Genomic DNA, 18,704 nt, shown 5'->3' on the forward strand with positions numbered 1-18,704 from the left:
TGAAGCCTTATGGCTACCACTTCACTTGACCTGGCCAGGGTCCGAAACATCGGGATCATGGCCCACATCGACGCGGGCAAGACGACCACCACCGAGCGGATCCTGTTCTACACCGGCGTTTCGTACAAGATCGGTGAGGTCCACGACGGCGCTGCGACCATGGACTGGATGGAGCAGGAGCAGGAGCGTGGCATCACGATCACCTCTGCTGCCACCACCTGTCACTGGTCGCTGGAAGACGTCGACCACACCATCAACATCATCGACACCCCGGGTCACGTCGACTTCACGGTCGAGGTGGAGCGCTCCCTGCGCGTGCTCGACGGTGCCGTGACGGTGTTCGACGGCGTTGCCGGCGTTGAGCCGCAGTCCGAGACGGTGTGGCGTCAGGCGGACCGCTACGGCGTTCCGCGCATCTGCTTCGTCAACAAGCTCGACCGCACCGGTGCCGAGTTCCACCGTTGCGTCGACATGATCTCCGACCGTCTGGGCGCGCAGCCGCTGGTCATGCAGCTGCCGATCGGTGCCGAGGCCGACTTCAAGGGCGTTGTGGACCTGGTCCGCATGAAGGCCCTGGTCTGGTCCGCGGAGGCGACCAAGGGCGAGATGTACGACGTCGTCGACATCCCGGCCACGCACACCGAGGCCGCCGATGAGTGGCGCGGCAAGCTGCTCGAGGCCGTCGCCGAGAACGACGAGGAGCTGATGGAGCTGTACCTCGAGGGCGAGGAGCCCACCGAGGAGCAGCTGTACGCGGCGATCCGCCGTATCACCATCGCGTCCGGCAAGGGCACCGGCACCACCGTCACCCCGGTGTTCTGCGGCACCGCGTTCAAGAACAAGGGCGTCCAGCCCCTGCTCGACGCCGTCGTGCGCTACCTGCCGTCCCCGGTCGACATCGAGGCCATCGAGGGCCACGACGTCAAGGACCCGGAGACGGTCATCAAGCGCAAGCCGTCCGACGACGAGCCGCTGTCCGCACTGGCGTTCAAGATCATGAGCGACCCGCACCTCGGCAAGCTCACCTTCGTCCGGGTGTACTCCGGCCGCCTGGAGTCCGGCACCTCGGTGCTGAACTCGGTCAAGGGCAAGAAGGAGCGCATCGGCAAGATCTACCGCATGCACGCCAACAAGCGTGAGGAGATCGAGTCGGTGGGCGCCGGTGACATCGTCGCCGTCATGGGCCTGAAGCAGACCACCACCGGTGAGACGCTGTCCGACGACAAGGCCCCGGTGATCCTGGAGTCCATGGACTTCCCGGCGCCGGTGATCCAGGTCGCCATCGAGCCCAAGTCGAAGGGCGACCAGGAGAAGCTGGGCGTCGCGATCCAGCGCCTGGCCGAGGAGGACCCGTCCTTCCAGGTCCACTCGGACGAGGAGACCGGCCAGACCATCATCGGCGGTATGGGCGAGCTGCACCTCGAGGTGCTCGTCGACCGTATGCGCCGTGAGTTCAAGGTCGAGGCCAACGTCGGCAAGCCGCAGGTCGCGTACCGCGAGACCATCCGCAAGGCGGTCGAGAAGGTCGAGTACACCCACAAGAAGCAGACGGGTGGTACCGGCCAGTTCGCCCGCGTCATCATCGCGATCGAGCCGATCGAGAGCGGCGACGCCTCGTACGAGTTCGTCAACAAGGTGACCGGTGGCCGCGTGCCGAAGGAGTACATCCCTTCGGTCGACGCAGGTGCGCAGGAGGCCATGCAGTTCGGCATCCTCGCCGGCTACGAGATGACCGGTGTCCGCGTCACCCTGCTCGACGGTGCCTACCACGAGGTGGACTCCTCCGAGCTCGCGTTCAAGATCGCCGGTTCGCAGGCCTTCAAGGAGGCCGCGCGCAAGGCCAGCCCCGTGCTGCTCGAGCCGATGATGGCCGTCGAGGTCACCACGCCCGAGGACTACATGGGTGAGGTCATCGGTGACATCAACTCCCGCCGTGGCCAGATCCAGGCCATGGAGGAGCGTGCCGGCGCCCGTGTCGTGAAGGGCCTGGTTCCGCTGTCGGAGATGTTCGGCTACGTCGGCGACCTCCGCAGCAAGACGTCGGGTCGCGCGAGCTACTCGATGCAGTTCGACTCCTACGCCGAGGTTCCGCGGAACGTCGCCGAGGAGATCATCGCGAAGGCCAAGGGCGAGTAACGCACCCCGTTCACACGCTTTAGGCTTGACACCGACCGCCGGGGTTTCAAACCCCCGTTTCACCCGGGTGGGAGCGACCCCGGCGGCCGGCACCCCAGCAAAGATCACCTGGCGCCGATGAGTAAGGCGTACAGAACCACTCCACAGGAGGACCCCAGTGGCGAAGGCGAAGTTCGAGCGGACTAAGCCGCACGTCAACATCGGCACCATCGGTCACATCGACCACGGTAAGACGACCCTCACGGCCGCCATTACCAAGGTGCTGCACGACGCGTACCCGGACCTGAACGAGGCCACCCCGTTCGACAACATCGACAAGGCTCCTGAGGAGCGCCAGCGCGGTATCACCATCTCCATCGCGCACGTCGAGTACCAGACCGAGTCGCGTCACTACGCCCACGTCGACTGCCCGGGTCACGCGGACTACATCAAGAACATGATCACCGGTGCGGCGCAGATGGACGGCGCCATCCTGGTGGTCGCCGCCACCGACGGCCCGATGCCGCAGACCAAGGAGCACGTGCTCCTGGCCCGCCAGGTCGGCGTGCCGTACATCGTTGTCGCCCTGAACAAGGCCGACATGGTGGACGACGAGGAGATCCTGGAGCTCGTCGAGCTCGAGGTCCGTGAGCTCCTCACCGAGTACGAGTTCCCGGGCGACGACGTTCCGGTCGTCCAGGTCTCCGCTCTGAAGGCGCTCGAGGGCGACCCGAAGTGGACCCAGTCGGTCCTGGACCTCATGAACGCCGTCGACACCTCCATCCCGGAGCCCGAGCGTGACGTCGACAAGCCGTTCCTGATGCCGATCGAGGACGTCTTCACGATCACCGGTCGTGGCACGGTCGTCACCGGCCGTATCGAGCGCGGTGTCCTGAAGGTCAACGAGACCGTCGACATCATCGGCATCAAGCCGGAGAAGACCTCCACCACGGTCACCGGCATCGAGATGTTCCGCAAGCTGCTCGACGAGGGCCAGGCCGGTGAGAACGTCGGTCTGCTGCTCCGCGGCATCAAGCGCGAGGACGTCGAGCGCGGCCAGGTCATCATCAAGCCGGGCTCGGTCACCCCGCACACCGAGTTCGAGGCGCAGGCCTACATCCTGTCCAAGGACGAGGGTGGCCGCCACACGCCGTTCTTCAACAACTACCGCCCGCAGTTCTACTTCCGTACGACGGACGTGACCGGCGTGGTGACCCTCCCCGAGGGCACCGAGATGGTCATGCCGGGTGACAACACCGAGATGAAGGTGGAGCTCATCCAGCCCGTCGCCATGGAGGAGGGCCTCAAGTTCGCCATCCGTGAGGGTGGTCGGACCGTGGGCGCCGGCCAGGTCACCAAGATCGTCAAGTAAGTTCCGCTTGCTTGAGGGTCTGACCCCCTGGGTCAGCTGACCTGAAGAGGCCCGCACGACTTCGGTCGTGCGGGCCTCTTCGCGTTGTCACGAAAGTATTCGACGCGTACGACCCCTGGTTCCCAGGGTGCACTCCCCCCACCATTTGTCATGCCGCTGAGCGAATTCGGGTGTGTCAGGTGAGGGGTGAGCCATGTCTGTCAGCCGCAGGGCGGTGTTGGGCGCGGGGGTCGCCGCGGTGCCGGTGCTGTCGTCCGGGTTCGCGTGGGCGACGGGCGGGGAGTTACGGGTGACCGACCCGGGGGCGTACATCTCCTTCACGGGCGGCGCCTTCTCCCTGGTCGGTGCCCCGGTGGTGGTGAGCGGCGCCGATCACCCCGGGGTGGTACGGGGGGCGGGCGACCTGCGCGACGACATCGAGCGCGTCACGGGCGTACGGCCGGGCTCGACGATCGCCCGGGAGGCCGTGCTGATCGGGACGATCGGAGGCAGTCCGTTGATCGACGGGCTGGTGGCGTCCGGGAAGCTCGATGTGACCGGCGTGCGCGGCAGGTGGGAGACGTCGTTGCAGACGGTGGTCGAGCAGCCGATGCCGGGAGTCGAGCGGGCCCTTGTCATCGCGGGCAGCGACCCGCGCGGCACGATCTTCGGGACGTACGACGTCTCGTACGGCATCGGTGTCTCGCCGTGGTACTGGTGGGACGACGTACCGCCGGTGCGCCGGGAGAGGGTGTACGTGCTGCCGGGCCGCTACACGCAGGGGACGCCGGCGGTGAAGTACCGCGGGATCTTCATCAACGACGAGAACCCCGCACTGGGGACATGGGCGCCCGCGTACTTCGGCCCCGGCAAGGCGCCGGGCTTCCCCGGCGGCTTCAACGCGGACTTCTACGCGAAGGTGTTCGAGGTCCTGCTGCGGCTGAAGGGGAACTACCTGTGGCCGGCGGTGTGGGGCCGGGCCTTCGCGGAGGACGATCCGGAGAACCACAGGCGGGCCGCGGAGTACGGGATTGTCATGGGCACATCCCACGAGGCGCCGATGATGCGGGGCATCGAGGAGTGGAACCGCCACGCGACGCCGGCCGTGCGGGACTCCTCCGGCGCGATCGTCACTCCCGGCCACGACCCGTACGGCGGGACGGGTGAGTGGTCGTACCGGCGCAACGCTGACGCGGTCAAGGCGTACTGGCGGGCCGGGATCCAGCGCATGGTGGACCAGGGCTTCGAGGGCGTGGTCACGCTCGGCATGCGCGGCAACGGCGACACGAGCCTGCCGGACGGCGACGGCATCGAACTGATGCAGGAGATCATCACCGAGCAGCGCAAGATCATCGAAGACGTGACGGGCAAGCCGGCGGCCGAGACCCCACAGGTGTGGACGCTGTACAAGGAGGTGCAGCGCTACTGGGACCGCGGCCTGCGCGCACCGGACGACGTCACGGTGGTCCTGACGGACGACAACTGGGGCAACATCCGCAAGCACCCCGATCCGGGGGAGCGAACCAGGAGCGGGGACTACGGCCTCTACTACCACTTCGACTACGTGGGCGCGGGCCGCAACTACAAGTGGGTCGACACGGCGAACCTGCGCAACGTCTGGGACCAGCTCCACCAGGCGCACGCATACGGCAACCACGGGCTGTGGGTGGCGAACGTGGGAGACCTCAAGGGCAACGAGCTCCCGACCGAGTTCTTCCTGAACTACGCCTGGAACCCGGGCAGCCGGCCGCTGGAACGGCTGGGGGAGTGGGAGCGGAGCTACGCGCGGCAGAACTTCGGCGAGGCGCAGTCAGGGGAGATCGCTTCCGTGCTGGCGGCGTACGGACAACTCCAGGCTCGCCGCAAACCGGAGCTGCTGAACCGCCGGATCACGGTCGTGGACGGCCGGGTGGTGTACGACGACCAGCAGACGCCGTTCTACTTCGCGCACCGGGAGCTGGAGCGGGTGACGCAGGAGTGGAAGGGGCTGGCGCGCGAGGCGGACCGGATCGCGCGAAGGCTGCCCGCCGGGGTGCAGGACGCGTGGTTCGAGCTGGTGGGCTACGAGGTGCAGGCGACGGCGAACCTGTACGCGATGCGCGAGGCGGAGTTCACCAATCTGCTGTACGCGGCGCAGGGCCGGGCGGCGACCAACGCGCTCGCGGCGCAGGCCCAGACGGGCCTGGAGAAGGACCTCGCGCTCGCCGACCGCTTCAACTCCCAAGTGGCGAACGGCAAATGGGAGGGCTTCCAGACACAGCCGCACATCGACTACGGGGACGTGGAGCGCTACGGCCCGAGCGCGGGCTGGCAGCAGCCGGAGAAGGACGACGTGGCGCTGCCGGACGTGCTGTTCCCGGCGGTGAGGCGGATCGAGGTGCCGTCGGGGGCGGAACTGGGCGTGGCGGTGGACGGCTCGCAGGACGCGGAGGCGTGGTGGCCGGGCGGGCGGCCGGGCGACCCGGTGCTGCCGGTGTTCAGCCCGTACCAGACCCGGCCGCAGCAGTACGTCGAAATCTTCAATCGCGGCCGTACGCCGTTCCCGTATCGCATCGGGACATCGGCGCCCTGGCTGCGGGTGGACCGCCCGAGCGGCCGGGTCGAGCAGCAGGTGCGGACGGAGGTGCGGGTGGACTGGTCGAGGCTGCCGGAGGGCCGGAGCGAGGCTTCGCTGACGGTGTCCGGCGCGGGAGCCTCGGTGACGGTCCACTGTGTCGCGGAGAAGCCGTCACCGAGGGGCCTGCGGGGCTTCGTGGAGGCGGGCGGATACGTGGCGATCGACGCGGAGCACCACGACCGCGCGGTGGGGGAGTGGCGCCGCATCGACGGCATCGGCCGCACGGGTGCCGGAATGACCCCCTGGCCGGTCACGTCCCCGCGCCGCAGCCCGGGAGGCTCCTCGCCCCGCCTGGAGTACGAGGTGACGCTGCTGACGCCGGGCCAGGTCACGGTGTGGGCGTATGTCTCACCGCGCAATCCGGCGCTGCCGACGGGCGGACTGAGCTACGCGGTGTCCTTCGACGAGGACGCACCTCGGACGGTCGGCATCAACGTGGGCGCCGATGACGGCGCACTGAACACCACCTGGGCACGGAACACCTCGGACAACGTCAACAGGACGGCCACGCAGCACCTGATCGCGGCCGCCGGTGTCCACCGCCTGAAGTTCTGGACGGTGGACCCGACGGTGGTGCTGCAACGTCTGCTGATCGACACGGGCGGGCTGCCCGAGACGTATCTCGGGCCGCTGGAGAGCCGGCGCCTCTGAGCCGTGCGCACAAGTGCCCCGCTCCGCTGAGTACGAGCGCTCATGTGCGTGCCGCCCGCCCCGCGATGGGATGGTCCCATGCTGGACACCACACAGGGCGGGCCCGCGCGGCGTGCGTGGGCCGGACCGCTGATCGCGACCGTGCTCACCCTTCCCGGGAGCTTCTTCGCCTTCGTCTTCGGCGGACTCGCGCCCATGGCCTGCGACAACTGCGACGGAGCCGAGGCCGAGCGGTTCACCAGGGGCTTCAACACCGCCCACACGGTCCTGCACGGGGGCCTCACCGCCGCGTTCGTCATCCTGCTGATCAGCTGGTGCCTGCCGTGGAACGAACGGAACGTCGTCCCGCGCTGGATCCTCGCCGCCCTCGCACCCGGCACCGTCGTGCTCTCCGTGCTCGTCTTCGCGTCGATGGTGCCCTGGCCGAGCTGATCCCCGAGGCTGTTCGGGGGAACGGCAGGTGTCGTGCGGAGAGGCGCGACGGGCGCGGTCCTACGTTCGGGCGGCATGGAGAACGCAACGGCTGCCCCCGTGCCCGGACTCAGCCGGCGCAGCGCCTTGTCCGGGCTCGCCGGTGCGGCCGGGGCCCTGCTGGCCGCCGGATGCACGGCCGCGGACACCTCGTCGGGACACAGGCCGGTGGCCGGAGCGTCGGCCTCCGCGACGGCGGGCGCCCCGGCCCCCGGTGCGATGACGCTCTTCTCCGACCCGGAGTTCAATTTCAGCGGGCTCCTGGCGCTCGGCGCGGCCGGTCAGCGCAGCAGCGAGGTGGGCGAGGTGCTCACCGCCGTGAACGCGATCAACAAGGCCGGACTCTCCGCACAGACGTACGTCCAGACCTTCAGGAACCTCGGCGACGAACTGATGAAGGCGCCGGAGGGCAGCGGACCCGACCGGGAGACCCGGCGCTTCCGTGCCCTGCGGGCCTCGCAGTACTACGCCCAGGCGCTGTTCTTCGTCCTCGGTTCCAACGACCCCGACAGCGAGGAGGCGCTGTACAGGGCCGGGCGCGGTGCCTGGGACACCTTCTGCGGGCTGTGCGACCCGGCGCCGGTGACGGCGAAGGTCCCGTACGGGAGGACCCCGCTGCCCGTGTGGCTCTTCCGCCCGGACGCATCGGGACGAGCTCGCCCCACCGTGATCCTGACCAACGGCAGCGACGGACAGAACGTCGACATGTGGACGTACGGCGTGTCCGCCGCCCTGGACCGGGGGTGGAACGCCCTCGTGTACGAGGGACCGGGCCAGGGCCGGCTGATCTTCATCGACCAGGTGGTGTTCACCCCGCGCTGGGAGAACGTGGTCAGGGCGCTCGTCGACTGGCTGGTCGCCCGCTCCGACGTTGACACCCGCAGGATCGCCCTCACGGGGCTGAGCATGGGGGGCTGCCTGGCTCCCCGCGCGGCGGCCTTCGAGCGGCGGATCGCGGCGCTCGTGGCGATGCCCGGCTGTCTGGAGCCGTGGCTCGGCTTTCCCCCGGAGCTCCGGACGGTCCTCACCCCGAACAAGGCGGAGACCAACGCCGTCTGGAACAAGGAGATCGTGCCGGAGCTGTCCCCCGCCGACGCGGCCACGCTGAAGAAACGCTTCGAACCGTTCTCGGCACCGGCGATGCTGGCGGCCCGCAAGGGCAGGATGTTCACGGACTTCCACACTCCGGCCGACCTCGTCCGGTCGCTGACGATCACGGACGTCGTGGGCCGCATCAAGGCTCCCACCCTGGTCCTCGACTACCAGGACGAGCAGTTCTACCCGGGCCAGGCACCGCAGATGTACGACAAGCTGAGGGCACCCAAGGACTACGTCAAGCTCACGGCGGCGACGGGCGCCCAGCTGCACTGCTCACCGATGGCTCCGCAGCAGCACTGTGAGGTGGTGTTCGACTGGCTGGGGGAGAGGTTGGCGGGAGGCTAGGGCCTCCGGGGCCTGCTCGGGGCGGGGAACGAGTTCGGTCACTCTTCCTCGAAGATCTCTTCGGCCTTCCCAGCGGTGACGGCGTGGATGAGCCAGCGGCGGAGGACGTCCGGGTCGGCGCAGTCCGTGATGCGCCTGCGGACGTCCTCGGAGATGTCGAGGCCGCGCTGTTCCAGGACGACAAGGATGTCCTCGGCACGGCCCTGGGCGCGGCCCTCGTCGCGGATCTCTTCGGAGATGTAGGACTTGTAGAAGGAGAGGTCCACGGCCACCAGGTTCCTCCAGAGGTGCTTGGCCGGGCGGTTGCCCAGGCCCTGTGCGGTGAATTCGACGCGGGGTCCGCGATGTCTTCAGGCGCGTCCCGCAGTGCTGTGGACAGGGCCTTCAGTATCGCATCGACGGCCGGGTCAGCGGCGTGTGTGATGGCCGCCAGGCTGGCGAGAACGAGGTCCGCGCGGGCTTGCTCCGGGTCGGTGATCACCGGCATGTTGTGCGGGCCGACTACCAGGGGGCGCAAGGTGAGCGTGGGCAGCTGGGGCGGCCCGCTGCTCATGGGTTGCTGGGCCCACTTGGCCGTCGCACGGTCCTGGCAGACGACGAGGAGAGCTGTGGGCAGCCGGTACTCCGTACACAGGTATGCGGTGTAGTAAGCCCAGCTCGCGGGCTTGTGCGGGTCCTTCTTGCCTTGGGCCTCGATGGCCAGGAGGAACGCACCCTGCTCGGCGGTCTCGAAGCGCAGGAGCGTGTCCACGCGGCGTTCGACGGGGCTGGCCTCCGTGAGGTCGGCCGGCAACGGGGTCGCCTTCACGGGGGTCGGTACGTCGACTCCGAGGAAGCGTGAGATCCGGCTGAAGAGCGCAGGGTCGTGCTGGAAGATGCGGTGCATCGCCTCGTGGGGCGGGCTGACCATGGAGTTCCTTGCGTTTCATGCGTGGGCGGAGGCTGCAGGGCGGCAGTCGCGGCAGCGTGCTCCTGGCTCGGGTGCGTGGAAGGCGCGGTCGCAGCCGTCGCAGTTCTGGAGAGGATGGCGGGCGGCAGGCGCGCGGAACGGGGGCGGGGACGGCAGCTGGGCCGTGAGGCGGTGGGCCAGGAGGGCGGCCGGGCGGCGCGGGCCCTCGGGTGGGAGGTCGGTGGTCAGGGCGTGGCGTACGGCGGTCGGGGACACGTCGCGTTGCAGCCAGGCGGCGACGCCGGGGGCGAGGTGAACCGTGTCGCAGGCGCTGAGCAGCAGGCGGGGGTCCTGGTGGTGCAGGCCGGCGAGGAGGTCGGTGGCCGTCTGGAGGAGAGCGGGGGAGGGGGACGCCGGCTGGGGGACGGGCGGGAGGGGGTGCTTCTTGCGGGAGGTGTGTTCCGCGGTGGCCGAGTCCGCAGGTGCGACACATTCACCGGGAGTGTTGCGGTTCTGCGGGCCCACCACGTCCGTGGAGACGACCGGAACGGGTGCCTGGGCGGGCTTCCGGTGGCGCGGTGCCTTCGGCTGGTTGCAGCTGATCGTGCGGGTGACGATCCGGCCGGTGGAGGTGCGTTCACGTACGCGGCGCAGGTAGCCGTGGGCCTCCAGCTCGCGCAGCCCGGCGGCGATGCGGTTGCGGCCCTCCGGGAAACGCTCGGCGAGCGTCTTGATGTCCACGGGGGCGTTGCTCGGCAGGGACTGGATGTGCACGGCCAGCGCGATGGCGACCAGCGACAGCTCCGGGTGCTGGGCGAGGTGGTTGCCGATCACCGTGAAGCGGGTGGTGTGGCGGGCGTTGTCGTGGATGACGCCGTAGGCGCCCCGGCGAGCAAGCGTGCGTGGGTTCGCCCGTGAGTGGGGTTCGTTCGCGGCAACGGCTGACTGGGCGTGCGGGGGCACGCTAGGGTCGTGGGTACCCATCGGGAAGGCCTTCACTTCCTCGGTGGCCAGGCCCTCGATCGGGATCGCTACTCCCGGCCGGGGGCCGATGCATGTGTGCGGTTGTTTGCGCTGAGAGTAGGGGAGCTGGGGGCCGCGAAATCCAGCCGAGCCGGGGATGTTCACCCGCCCGGGTGAGCGTGGTCCCCGGGCGGAGGGGTGGGGCTTGGCGGGGTCATTTCTCCCCGGAGTTCTTTGGGTGGGGATCGCCTTCGCCACCGGAGCCCGTGGGGACGGGTTCCGGCTCTGAGCAGCGCAGTTCCGCCCATACGGTCTTGCGCGGGAAGCGGTCCTCCCGTACGCCCCAGCGGTCCGCGAGTGCGTCCACGAGGACCAGGCCCCGGCCGGACTCGGAGCCGGAGGTCGGCTGTCGGAGCTGGGGGAGCCGTTCACAGCGGGTGTCGGTCACTTCGATGCGAAGGGTGTCGGCGACCACGTAGAGCATGAGCCGGAAGTCGCGCCCCGGTACCCGGCCGTGGGTGACCGCGTTGGCCGCCAGCTCGGCGACGACATGGCCCGGCGCCTCCAACGGGAGTCCCCAGGTACGCAGTTGCTCGGTGGCGAGCAGACGGGCGAGACGGGCTCCGCGCGGGGTGGAGGAGAGCAGCACGCTGAAGTTGCGGACGGCGCAGTCGAGTTGGACGGCGGATTCGGCGATTTCCTGATTCACATCACTCAGAGTGGCCGCGCCTGCCTACCGTGAACAGTGACGACGCCGTTGCGTACGGTGACTGTCCGGAGGTTGTCCGGTGGTGTCCGGGCTGTCGGAAGAGGGAGGGGCGGGATGCTCGTCGACGGTGACGCGGGTCGGCTCAAGGGGGAGGCCGACGAGCCGGGATGGGAGGTGGATCCGGACGACGAGTGGGGAGTGGCCGTCGTCGCCACCGTCGGGCGGCAGCTGAAGCTGCGGCGGGAGGCGGTGGGGATGCGGGCAGCCGACTTCGGGAAGGCCGTCGGGTACGGCGAGGACCTGGTCTACAAGATCGAGGGCGGGAAGCGGATCCCCCGCCCCGAGTACCTGGACAGGGCGGACGAGGTGCTGGGAGCGGGCGGGCTGCTCTCCGCGATGAAGGAGGACGTGGCCAAGGTCCGGTACCCGAGGAAGGTGCGGGAGCTGGCGAAGCTGGAGGCGCAGGCCGTCGAGATCGGGGTGTACGAGAGCATCAGCATCAACGGCCTGCTCCAGACGCCGGATCACGCACGAGCGCTGTTCGAGTCGTGGCAGCCTGCCTACTCGCCGGAGGAAGTGGACCGCCTGGTGGCTGCTCGTGTGGCGCGGCACTCCGTCTTCGAACGGTCGCCTGCCCCGGCGCTCAGTTTCGTCCAGGAAGAGGCGACGCTCCGCCGCCCGGTCGGAGGGACAATGGTGTGGCGCCAGCAGCTCGAACGCCTGCTGGACGTGGGGCGATTGCGCAACGTCACGCTTCAGGTGATGCCGACGAGCAGCGATGCTCATCCTGGCCTGAACGGAAGGATCGAAGTGCTCAAGTTCGGGGACGGCACGGCGGTGGGACGTACGGACGGTGCGTTCAACGGGCGACCGATCTCCGATCCGAAACAGGTCCGGATCATTGATCTGCGGTATGGCACCATCCGGGCGCAAGCTCTCCCCCCGAGGGAGTCGCTGGCTTTCATCGAGCAACTGCTGGGAGAGAGATGATCCGCAAGACCGCCACCGGGGACGCCTCCGAAAAGGCGTGGTTCAAGAGCAGCTACAGCAGCGGCCCGGAGGGCGACTCCTGCGTCGAGATCGCCATAGCCCCGCACACCGTCCACGTCCGCGACTCCAAGAACGTCGGCGGCCCCCAGCTCACCCTCAAGCCGGACGCCTGGACCGGCTTCGTGCAGTACGCCTCGGGAAGCTGACCTTCAACTGCACGCGCCCCACTCTGGTCGACACCGGGAGCGGGGCGCGTGGACGTGGCACCGACTGCTACGGCGTCACGACCTTGCCCCCGAACGTGACCGCGAGGGAGCCGTTGGAGGCGAAGGACCAGCCCAGGGCGCCCGAGTACGAGGAGCACCGGGAGCCGTTGGCGCCGGTCCAGAACTGGTTGGAGCTGTCGGCGTCGCCGGAGATCTTGTCATTCGAGCCGGTGACGGCGAACCGGCACGAGGTGTTGTTCCGGAACACCGAGGTGCCGACGTCGAACGAGAAGTTGCGCTGGGTGTTGTCGATGCTGGCGTTGTTCGAGACGGCCATCGTGCCGGGGTTGCTGTTGTAGGTGAACCCGTGATGGCCGTTGCGGTAGGCGATGTCGTGCCGGATCACGTGGTCGACCGCGATGCCGTCGCCGCCGAGCTTGTAGCCGTTGCGGTCGCCGTTCTTGTTCTGGGTGCCGTCGGTGAGGGTGCCGTTGTTGTACGAGAGGGAGTACTCGATGGTCACCGGGCCGATGGGACCCGTGTCGGTCTTGGTGTAGAGGTCCCAGCCGTCGTCGATGTTGTTGTGGGAGACGTCGTAGCGGAAGACGTTCCCGGTGCCGGTGGTGAGCTTCGCGGCGAAACCGTCGGCGTTCTCGCCGGTGGAGTCCTTGTTGTCGTGCGACTCCGAGCTCACGATCAGGTTGTTGGACGGCCACTGGCTGCTCGGGGTGCTGGACGAGATCCGGCCGAGCTGCAGCCCCGTGTCGCGGTTGTACGCCGTGACAGTGCGCTCGATGACGTTGTTGCTGCCGCCGACGTAGATCCCGTTGTCACCGGCGTGCTGGACGGTCAGGCCGTACAGGTGCCAGTAGTCGGCGTTCAGCTGGATGCCCCGGTTGGACGAGCTCTCGGTCTGCCCCGAGAAGTCCAGCACCGGCTTCTCGCCCGGGTAGGCGGACAGGTTGGTGCGGGCACTCGAGGTGCCGTTGGCGCCCTGCGGGATGGTGATCGTCGACGAGTACTTGTAGGTCCCGCCGCGTACGTAGATGGTTCCGCCAGGGGCGATGCGGCTGATCGCCGAGGTGAGGGTCGTGGGGGCCGACTGCGTGCCGGCCGCGCTGTCGCTGCCGTTCGGCGACACGTAGAGCGTGGTGCTCGCCGTGGGCGCGGCCTGGGCCGTGGGGCCGGACAGCGCCAATGCGCCGGCCAGCAGGCTGACACACGCGATGACGGGTCTCACTTGCATGGTGCTGCCTCCGGGTTCGTACGTGTGGGGGTTCCGTGGCCAGGGGTTCCGTGCAAGGGAAAGCGCTTTCTCCCAGAGAACGTAAGCGCTTGCTGTGGACGCGTCAATGAGCGTGTACTTGATTCTTATTCATGCACATGAACGATTCGCGCCACCCGGACCGCTGATCCGTACGGCGCCGCGCGCGGCCTTGCCGAGACCCGTGTTTGATTCGCGTCACGCCCGGGGTAATCTCTCCGGCCCGATTGGCCAGGCCCCCGCCCCCTATGGCAGACTGTCGGAGTTGCTCGGTCGAGTGTTGATGCTGCGCGCCTCCCGCCGGGAGGACCGGAAGCGAGTCCCACAGTACTCGTCGTCCTAACTGCCTCACGGCAGCGCTGGGGCGGACGTACGGGAATCTTCCGGGAAGCGTGGGCGCGACACCGGCCAGGCACCCGGTGGGCCTTTCGGTCCCGATCGGCGCGGTTCGCAGGGCCGTGCGCAATCCCGCAGGGATGTTCGAACAAGGGACATCTGTGTCAGCGGGGGCGCGACACGCCCGACCGCGTGGGTCGGAAGGCAGGGTAGGGAATGCCGGGTTCCAGAGCGTAAGAGAGACAGGACCACTGAGTAGCCATGGCGGGACAGAAGATCCGCATCCGGCTCAAGGCCTACGACCACGAGGTCATCGACTCCTCGGCGAAGAAGATCGTCGAGACGGTGACCCGTACCGGTGCGTCGGTCGCGGGCCCGGTGCCGCTGCCCACTGAGAAGAACGTGTACTGCGTCATCAAGTCGCCGCACAAGTACAAGGACTCGCGCGAGCACTTCGAGATGCGCACGCACAAGCGCCTGATCGACATCCTCGACCCGACCCCCAAGACCGTTGACTCTCTGATGCGACTCGACCTCCCGGCCGGTGTCGACATCGAGATCAAGCTCTGAGGCCGGTGATCTGAAGAGATGGCTAAGCAGATCAAGGGCATCCTGGGCGAGAAGCTCGGTATGACGCAGGTGTGGGACGAGAACAACCGTGTTGTTCCGGTCACCGTCGTCAAGGCCGGCCCCAACGTCGTCACCCAGGTCCGTACGAACGACGTCGACGGCTACGAGTCGGTCCAGATCGCCTTCGGCGAGATCGACCCGCGCAAGGTGAACAAGCCCCTCAAGGGCCACTTCGCCAAGGCCGACGTCACCCCCCGTCGTCACCTCGTCGAGATCCGCACCGCGGACGCCTCCGAGTACACGCTCGGCCAGGAGATCACCGCTGAGGTGTTCGAAGCCGGTGTGAAGGTCGACGTCACCGGCCAGAGCAAGGGCAAGGGCTTCGCCGGTGTCATGAAGCGTCACAACTTCAAGGGCCTCGGCGCCGGTCACGGCGTTCAGCGCAAGCACCGCTCGCCCGGTTCCATCGGTGGCTGCGCCACCCCGGGTCGTGTGTTCAAGGGCGTCCGCATGGCGGGCCGCATGGGCAACGAGCGCGTCACCACCCAGAACCTGACCGTCCACGCCGTTGACGCGGAGAAGGGTCTGCTGCTCATCAAGGGCGCGGTTCCCGGTCCGAACGGCGGCCTCGTCCTGGTCCGCACCGCGGCCAAGGGGGCCTGAGGTAACCGATGAGCACTGTTGACATCCTTTCGCCTGCCGGCGAGAAGACCGGTAGCGTCGAACTCCCCGCGGAGATCTTCGGCGTGGAGAAGGTCAGCATCCCGCTGATCCACCAGGTCGTCGTCGCGCAGAACGCGGCTGCCCGCCAGGGCACGCACAAGACCAAGACCCGCGCCGAAGTCCGTGGTGGTGGCAGGAAGCCGTACCGCCAGAAGGGCACCGGCCGCGCCCGTCAGGGCTCGACCCGCGCGCCGCAGTTCGCCGGCGGTGGCGTCGTGCACGGTCCCGTGCCGCGTGACTACTCGCAGCGGACCCCGAAGAAGATGAAGGCCGCGGCCCTGCGCCACGCCCTCACCGACCGGGCCCGCCACAACCGTATCCACGTCGTCACCGGCGTGATCGAGGGCGAGACCCCCTCCACCAAGGCCGCCAAGACGCTGTTCGGCAAGATCTCGGAGCGCAAGAACCTGCTCCTGGTCGTCGAGCGCGCCGACGAGGCCGCGTGGCTGTCCGCTCGCAACCTGCCCCAGGTCCACATCCTGGAGCCGGGCCAGCTGAACACGTACGACGTGATCGTCTCCGACGACGTGGTCTTCACCCAGGCCGCTTTCGAGTCCTTCGTGTCCGGCCCGAAGGCCACTGACACCGAAGGGAGCGAGGTCTGATGGCTATCCGTCACCCCGCCATTGCCTCGAAGGCCGCCAAGGCCGCCAAGGCCGCGCGCGTCGCCAAGGCGCGTCGTCACGCCGCCGAGGGCAAGAACACCGTCGAGACCCCGCTGAGCAAGTCGTACACGGACCCCCGTGACGTCCTGATCAAGCCGGTCGTCTCCGAGAAGAGCTACGCGCTCCTCGACGAGAACAAGTACACGTTCATCGTGGACCCGAGCGCCAACAAGACCCAGATCAAGCAGGCCGTCCAGGCGGTCTTCTCGGTCAAGGTCACCGGGGTCAACACGATCAACCGCCAGGGCAAGCGCAAGCGGACCCGCACCGGCTTCGGCCAGCGTGCGGCGACCAAGCGCGCGATCGTGACCCTCGCCGAGGGCGACCGTATCGACATCTTCGGCGGTCCGACCGCGTAAGCGGTCAGGATCGTCCGATATCGGACGAGGACTGAGAAATGGGAATCCGCAAGTACAAGCCGACTACGCCGGGCCGTCGTGGCGCCAGCGTCGCCGACTTCGTCGAGGTCACGCGGTCCACGCCGGAGAAGTCGCTGGTCCGTCCCCTGCACAGCAAGGGCGGCCGTAACAATTCCGGTCGTGTGACCGTCCGCCACCAGGGCGGTGGCCACAAGCGCGCCTACCGCGTGATCGACTTCCGTCGTCACGACAAGGACGGCGTGCCGGCGAAGGTCGCGCACATCGAGTACGACCCCAACCGCACCGCGCGCATCGCGCTGCTGCACTACGCCGACGGCGAGAAGCGCTACATCCTCGCGCCGCGCGGCCTGCAGCAGGGCGACCGTGTCGAGAACGGCCCCGGGGCCGACATCAAGCCGGGCAACAACCTGGCCCTGCGCAACATCCCGGTCGGTACGACGCTGCACGCGATCGAACTCCGTCCGGGCGGCGGCGCCAAGATGGCCCGCTCCGCAGGTGCCTCCGTGCAGCTGCTCGCGCGTGAGGGCGCCATGGCGACCCTCCGTATGCCGTCCGGCGAGATCCGCATGGTGGACGCACGCTGCCGCGCCACCGTCGGTGAGGTCGGCAACGCCGAGCAGAGCAACATCAACTGGGGCAAGGCCGGCCGTAAGCGGTGGCTGGGCGTTCGCCCGACCGTCCGTGGTGTCGTCATGAACCCGGTCGACCACCCGCACGGTGGTGGTGAGGGCCGGACCTCCGGTGGTCGTCACCCCGTGTCCCCGTGGGGCAAGAAGGAAGGCCGTACTCGTTCGCCCAAGAAGGCGTCGAACAAGTACATCGTCCGCCGCCGCAAGACGAACAAGAAGCGCTAAGGACGGGTTGAGATGCCTCGTAGCTTGAAGAAGGGACCCTTCGTCGACGACCACCTGCTCAAGAAGGTGGACTCGCAGAACGAAGCCGGTACCAAGAACGTCATCAAGACCTGGTCCCGCCGCTCGATGATCATCCCCAGCATGCTGGGCCACACGATCGCGGTGCACAACGGCAAGACCCACATCCCGGTGTTCGTCACCGAGTCGATGGTCGGCCACAAGCTCGGCGAGTTCTCGCCGACGCGCACCTTCCGGGGTCACGTCAAGGAAGACCGGAAGTCGAAGCGCCGCTAGTAGCGGATCGCACTCAGACACGTAAGTAACTGAAGGGACAACCATGGAAGCCAGGGCCCAGGCGCGGTACATCCGCGTCACGCCCATGAAGGCCCGCCGCGTGGTGGACCTCATCCGTGGCATGGACGCCACGGAGGCCCAGGCTGTTCTGCGATTCGCTCCGCAGGCAGCCTCCGTGCCGGTCGGCAAGGTGCTCGACAGCGCCATCGCCAACGCCGCGCACAACTACGACCACACCGACGCCGACAGCCTCTACATCTCCGAGGCGTACGTCGACGAGGGCCCGACCCTGAAGCGGTTCCGTCCGCGTGCCCAGGGCCGTGCCTACCGGATCCGCAAGCGGACCAGCCACATCACCGTGGTCGTCAGCAGCAAGGAAGGAACCCGGTAATGGGCCAGAAGGTTAACCCGCATGGGTTCCGGCTCGGTGTCACCACGGACTTCAAGTCCCGGTGGTACGCCGACAAGCTGTACAAGGACTACGTCAAGGAAGACGTCGCCATCCGTCGGATGATGACGTCCGGCATGGAGCGCGCCGGTATCTCGAAGGTTGAGATCGAGCGCACCCGTGACCGCGTCCGCGTGGACATCCACACCGCGCGTCCGGGCATCGTCATCGGCCGCCGTGGCGCCGAGGCCGACCGCATCCGCGGTGACCTCGAGAAGCTCACGGGCAAGCAGGTCCAGCTGAACATCCTCGAGGTCAAGAACCCCGAGACCGACGCTCAGCTCGTGGCCCAGGCCGTTGCCGAGCAGCTCTCCTCCCGCGTCTCCTTCCGCCGCGCCATGCGCAAGAGCATGCAGTCGGCGATGAAGGCGGGCGCCAAGGGCATCAAGATCCAGTGCGGTGGCCGCCTCGGCGGCGCCGAGATGTCCCGCTCGGAGTTCTACCGCGAGGGCCGTGTGCCCCTGCACACGCTCCGTGCGAACGTGGACTACGGCTTCTTCGAGGCCAAGACGACCTTCGGCCGCATCGGTGTGAAGGTCTGGATCTACAAGGGCGACGTCAAGAACATCGCCGAGGTCCGCGCCGAGAACGCTGCCGCCCGTGCGGGCAACCGCCCGGCGCGCGGCGGTGCCGACCGCCCGGCCCGTGGTGGCCGTGGTGGCGAGCGGCGCGGTCGCAAGCCGCAGCAGGCTGCCGGCGCCGAGGCCCCCAAGGCCGAGGCCCCTGCCGCTCCGGCTGAGAGCACCGGAACGGAGGCCTGACCGA

The 18,704-nt window shown here is 68.3% G+C and carries 18 protein-coding genes and 1 pseudogene; 15 read left to right on the forward strand and 4 right to left on the reverse strand.

The features are described from left to right. Positions 1 to 9 precede the first annotated feature (9 nt). The 5 genes from fusA to N8I84_RS23865 all read left to right on the forward strand — a co-directional run bounded on the left by fusA (position 10) and on the right by N8I84_RS23865 (position 8,648). The gene (fusA, locus tag N8I84_RS23845) at positions 10 to 2,136 is read left to right on the forward strand and encodes an elongation factor G (protein ID WP_263231426.1); all 2,127 of its coding nucleotides are present in this window, start codon (positions 10 to 12) and stop codon (positions 2,134 to 2,136) included. Between the two features lie 157 nt (positions 2,137 to 2,293). After that, positions 2,294 to 3,487, forward strand: a complete 1,194-nt coding sequence (tuf, locus tag N8I84_RS23850; protein ID WP_103841183.1) for an elongation factor Tu — start codon at positions 2,294 to 2,296, stop codon at positions 3,485 to 3,487. A gap of 193 nt (positions 3,488 to 3,680) precedes the next feature. Next, complete coding sequence (locus N8I84_RS23855; RefSeq protein WP_263231428.1) at positions 3,681 to 6,734, forward strand: glycosyl hydrolase 115 family protein; 3,054 nt, start codon at positions 3,681 to 3,683, stop codon at positions 6,732 to 6,734. Between the two features lie 78 nt (positions 6,735 to 6,812). Further along, complete coding sequence (locus N8I84_RS23860) at positions 6,813 to 7,166, forward strand: hypothetical protein (protein WP_263231429.1); 354 nt, start codon at positions 6,813 to 6,815, stop codon at positions 7,164 to 7,166. Positions 7,167 to 7,241: 75 nt separating this feature from the next. After that, positions 7,242 to 8,648 (forward strand): alpha/beta hydrolase family protein, encoded by a 1,407-nt coding sequence (locus N8I84_RS23865; protein WP_263231431.1) that lies wholly within the window; start codon positions 7,242 to 7,244, stop codon positions 8,646 to 8,648. A gap of 38 nt (positions 8,649 to 8,686) precedes the next feature. Here N8I84_RS23865 and N8I84_RS23870 read toward each other — a convergent pair. The 3 genes and pseudogenes from N8I84_RS23870 to N8I84_RS23880 all read right to left on the reverse strand — a co-directional run bounded on the left by N8I84_RS23870 (position 8,687) and on the right by N8I84_RS23880 (position 11,209). Beyond that, positions 8,687 to 9,558, reverse strand: a pseudogene (locus N8I84_RS23870) (hypothetical protein). Positions 9,559 to 9,573: 15 nt separating this feature from the next. Continuing rightward, positions 9,574 to 10,521, reverse strand: a complete 948-nt coding sequence (locus N8I84_RS23875; protein ID WP_263231432.1) for a helix-turn-helix domain-containing protein — start codon at positions 10,519 to 10,521, stop codon at positions 9,574 to 9,576. A 193-nt stretch (positions 10,522 to 10,714) separates the two neighbouring features. Beyond that, complete coding sequence (locus N8I84_RS23880; protein ID WP_263231433.1) at positions 10,715 to 11,209, reverse strand: ATP-binding protein; 495 nt, start codon at positions 11,207 to 11,209, stop codon at positions 10,715 to 10,717. 114 nt (positions 11,210 to 11,323) lie between these two features. On the opposite strand from N8I84_RS23880, the gene N8I84_RS23885 reads away from it, so the two are divergent. Both N8I84_RS23885 and N8I84_RS23890 read left to right on the forward strand, forming a co-directional pair. Then, positions 11,324 to 12,199, forward strand: a complete 876-nt coding sequence (locus N8I84_RS23885) for a helix-turn-helix domain-containing protein (protein WP_263231435.1) — start codon at positions 11,324 to 11,326, stop codon at positions 12,197 to 12,199. Beyond that, positions 12,196 to 12,405 (forward strand): DUF397 domain-containing protein, encoded by a 210-nt coding sequence (locus N8I84_RS23890; protein WP_263231436.1) that lies wholly within the window; start codon positions 12,196 to 12,198, stop codon positions 12,403 to 12,405. The genes N8I84_RS23885 and N8I84_RS23890 overlap by 4 nt, the downstream gene beginning before the upstream one ends. Before the next feature lie 67 nt (positions 12,406 to 12,472). Here the strand turns inward: N8I84_RS23890 and N8I84_RS23895 are convergent, their stop codons facing one another. Next, a complete protein-coding gene (locus N8I84_RS23895; protein WP_449334044.1) occupies positions 12,473 to 13,651 on the reverse strand; it encodes a right-handed parallel beta-helix repeat-containing protein in 1,179 nt (392 codons plus the stop codon). A gap of 615 nt (positions 13,652 to 14,266) precedes the next feature. Between N8I84_RS23895 and rpsJ the strand changes: the two genes are divergently transcribed. From rpsJ to rpsC, 8 genes are read left to right on the forward strand one after another with little or no spacing between them, the layout of a single operon-like run. After that, positions 14,267 to 14,575, forward strand: a complete 309-nt coding sequence (rpsJ, locus tag N8I84_RS23900) for a 30S ribosomal protein S10 (RefSeq protein WP_003948644.1) — start codon at positions 14,267 to 14,269, stop codon at positions 14,573 to 14,575. An 18-nt stretch (positions 14,576 to 14,593) separates the two neighbouring features. Next, entirely contained in the window at positions 14,594 to 15,238 is a 645-nt protein-coding gene (gene rplC, locus N8I84_RS23905; protein ID WP_263231438.1) for a 50S ribosomal protein L3, read from the forward strand. 8 nt (positions 15,239 to 15,246) lie between these two features. Next, entirely contained in the window at positions 15,247 to 15,903 is a 657-nt protein-coding gene (gene rplD, locus N8I84_RS23910) for a 50S ribosomal protein L4 (RefSeq protein ID WP_263231439.1), read from the forward strand. After that, a complete protein-coding gene (gene rplW / locus N8I84_RS23915; protein ID WP_103837551.1) occupies positions 15,903 to 16,322 on the forward strand; it encodes a 50S ribosomal protein L23 in 420 nt (139 codons plus the stop codon). The genes rplD and rplW overlap by 1 nt, the downstream gene beginning before the upstream one ends. A 38-nt stretch (positions 16,323 to 16,360) precedes the next feature. After that, positions 16,361 to 17,197: a 50S ribosomal protein L2 gene (rplB, locus tag N8I84_RS23920; protein WP_263231441.1), complete on the forward strand. Its 837-nt coding sequence runs from the start codon at positions 16,361 to 16,363 to the stop codon at positions 17,195 to 17,197. 12 nt (positions 17,198 to 17,209) lie between these two features. Continuing rightward, the gene (gene rpsS / locus N8I84_RS23925; RefSeq protein WP_263231442.1) at positions 17,210 to 17,491 is read left to right on the forward strand and encodes a 30S ribosomal protein S19; all 282 of its coding nucleotides are present in this window, start codon (positions 17,210 to 17,212) and stop codon (positions 17,489 to 17,491) included. Positions 17,492 to 17,534: 43 nt separating this feature from the next. Beyond that, positions 17,535 to 17,882: a 50S ribosomal protein L22 gene (gene rplV, locus N8I84_RS23930; RefSeq protein ID WP_019329637.1), complete on the forward strand. Its 348-nt coding sequence runs from the start codon at positions 17,535 to 17,537 to the stop codon at positions 17,880 to 17,882. Beyond that, a complete protein-coding gene (rpsC, locus tag N8I84_RS23935) occupies positions 17,882 to 18,700 on the forward strand; it encodes a 30S ribosomal protein S3 (protein WP_055706471.1) in 819 nt (272 codons plus the stop codon). Before rplV ends, rpsC begins: the two co-directional genes overlap by 1 nt. Positions 18,701 to 18,704: the final 4 nt, after the last annotated feature.

Origin of the sequence: Streptomyces cynarae, from assembly GCF_025642135.1 — a bacterium.
Taxonomy (GTDB): Bacteria; Actinomycetota; Actinomycetes; order Streptomycetales; family Streptomycetaceae; genus Streptomyces; species Streptomyces cynarae.

Bases quoted from the DNA above. Each gene is read 5' to 3' on its own strand.
- rpsS (WP_263231442.1), top strand. From the start codon at position 17,210: ATGCCTCGTAGCTTGAAGAAGGGACCCTTCGTCGACGACCACCTGCTC.
- N8I84_RS23855 (WP_263231428.1), top strand. From the start codon at position 3,681: ATGTCTGTCAGCCGCAGGGCGGTGTTGGGCGCGGGGGTCGCCGCGGTG.
- N8I84_RS23865 (WP_263231431.1), top strand. From the start codon at position 7,242: ATGGAGAACGCAACGGCTGCCCCCGTGCCCGGACTCAGCCGGCGCAGC.
- rplW (WP_103837551.1), top strand. From the start codon at position 15,903: ATGGCTATCCGTCACCCCGCCATTGCCTCGAAGGCCGCCAAGGCCGCC.
- fusA (WP_263231426.1), top strand. From the start codon at position 10: ATGGCTACCACTTCACTTGACCTGGCCAGGGTCCGAAACATCGGGATC.
- rpsJ (WP_003948644.1), top strand. From the start codon at position 14,267: ATGGCGGGACAGAAGATCCGCATCCGGCTCAAGGCCTACGACCACGAG.
- rplD (WP_263231439.1), top strand. From the start codon at position 15,247: ATGAGCACTGTTGACATCCTTTCGCCTGCCGGCGAGAAGACCGGTAGC.
- N8I84_RS23890 (WP_263231436.1), top strand. From the start codon at position 12,196: ATGATCCGCAAGACCGCCACCGGGGACGCCTCCGAAAAGGCGTGGTTC.
- rplC (WP_263231438.1), top strand. From the start codon at position 14,594: ATGGCTAAGCAGATCAAGGGCATCCTGGGCGAGAAGCTCGGTATGACG.
- N8I84_RS23895 (WP_449334044.1), bottom strand. From the start codon at position 13,651: ATGCAAGTGAGACCCGTCATCGCGTGTGTCAGCCTGCTGGCCGGCGCA.
- rpsC (WP_055706471.1), top strand. From the start codon at position 17,882: ATGGGCCAGAAGGTTAACCCGCATGGGTTCCGGCTCGGTGTCACCACG.
- N8I84_RS23885 (WP_263231435.1), top strand. From the start codon at position 11,324: ATGCTCGTCGACGGTGACGCGGGTCGGCTCAAGGGGGAGGCCGACGAG.
- N8I84_RS23875 (WP_263231432.1), bottom strand. From the start codon at position 10,521: ATGGGTACCCACGACCCTAGCGTGCCCCCGCACGCCCAGTCAGCCGTT.
- rplV (WP_019329637.1), top strand. From the start codon at position 17,535: ATGGAAGCCAGGGCCCAGGCGCGGTACATCCGCGTCACGCCCATGAAG.
- N8I84_RS23860 (WP_263231429.1), top strand. From the start codon at position 6,813: ATGCTGGACACCACACAGGGCGGGCCCGCGCGGCGTGCGTGGGCCGGA.
- rplB (WP_263231441.1), top strand. From the start codon at position 16,361: ATGGGAATCCGCAAGTACAAGCCGACTACGCCGGGCCGTCGTGGCGCC.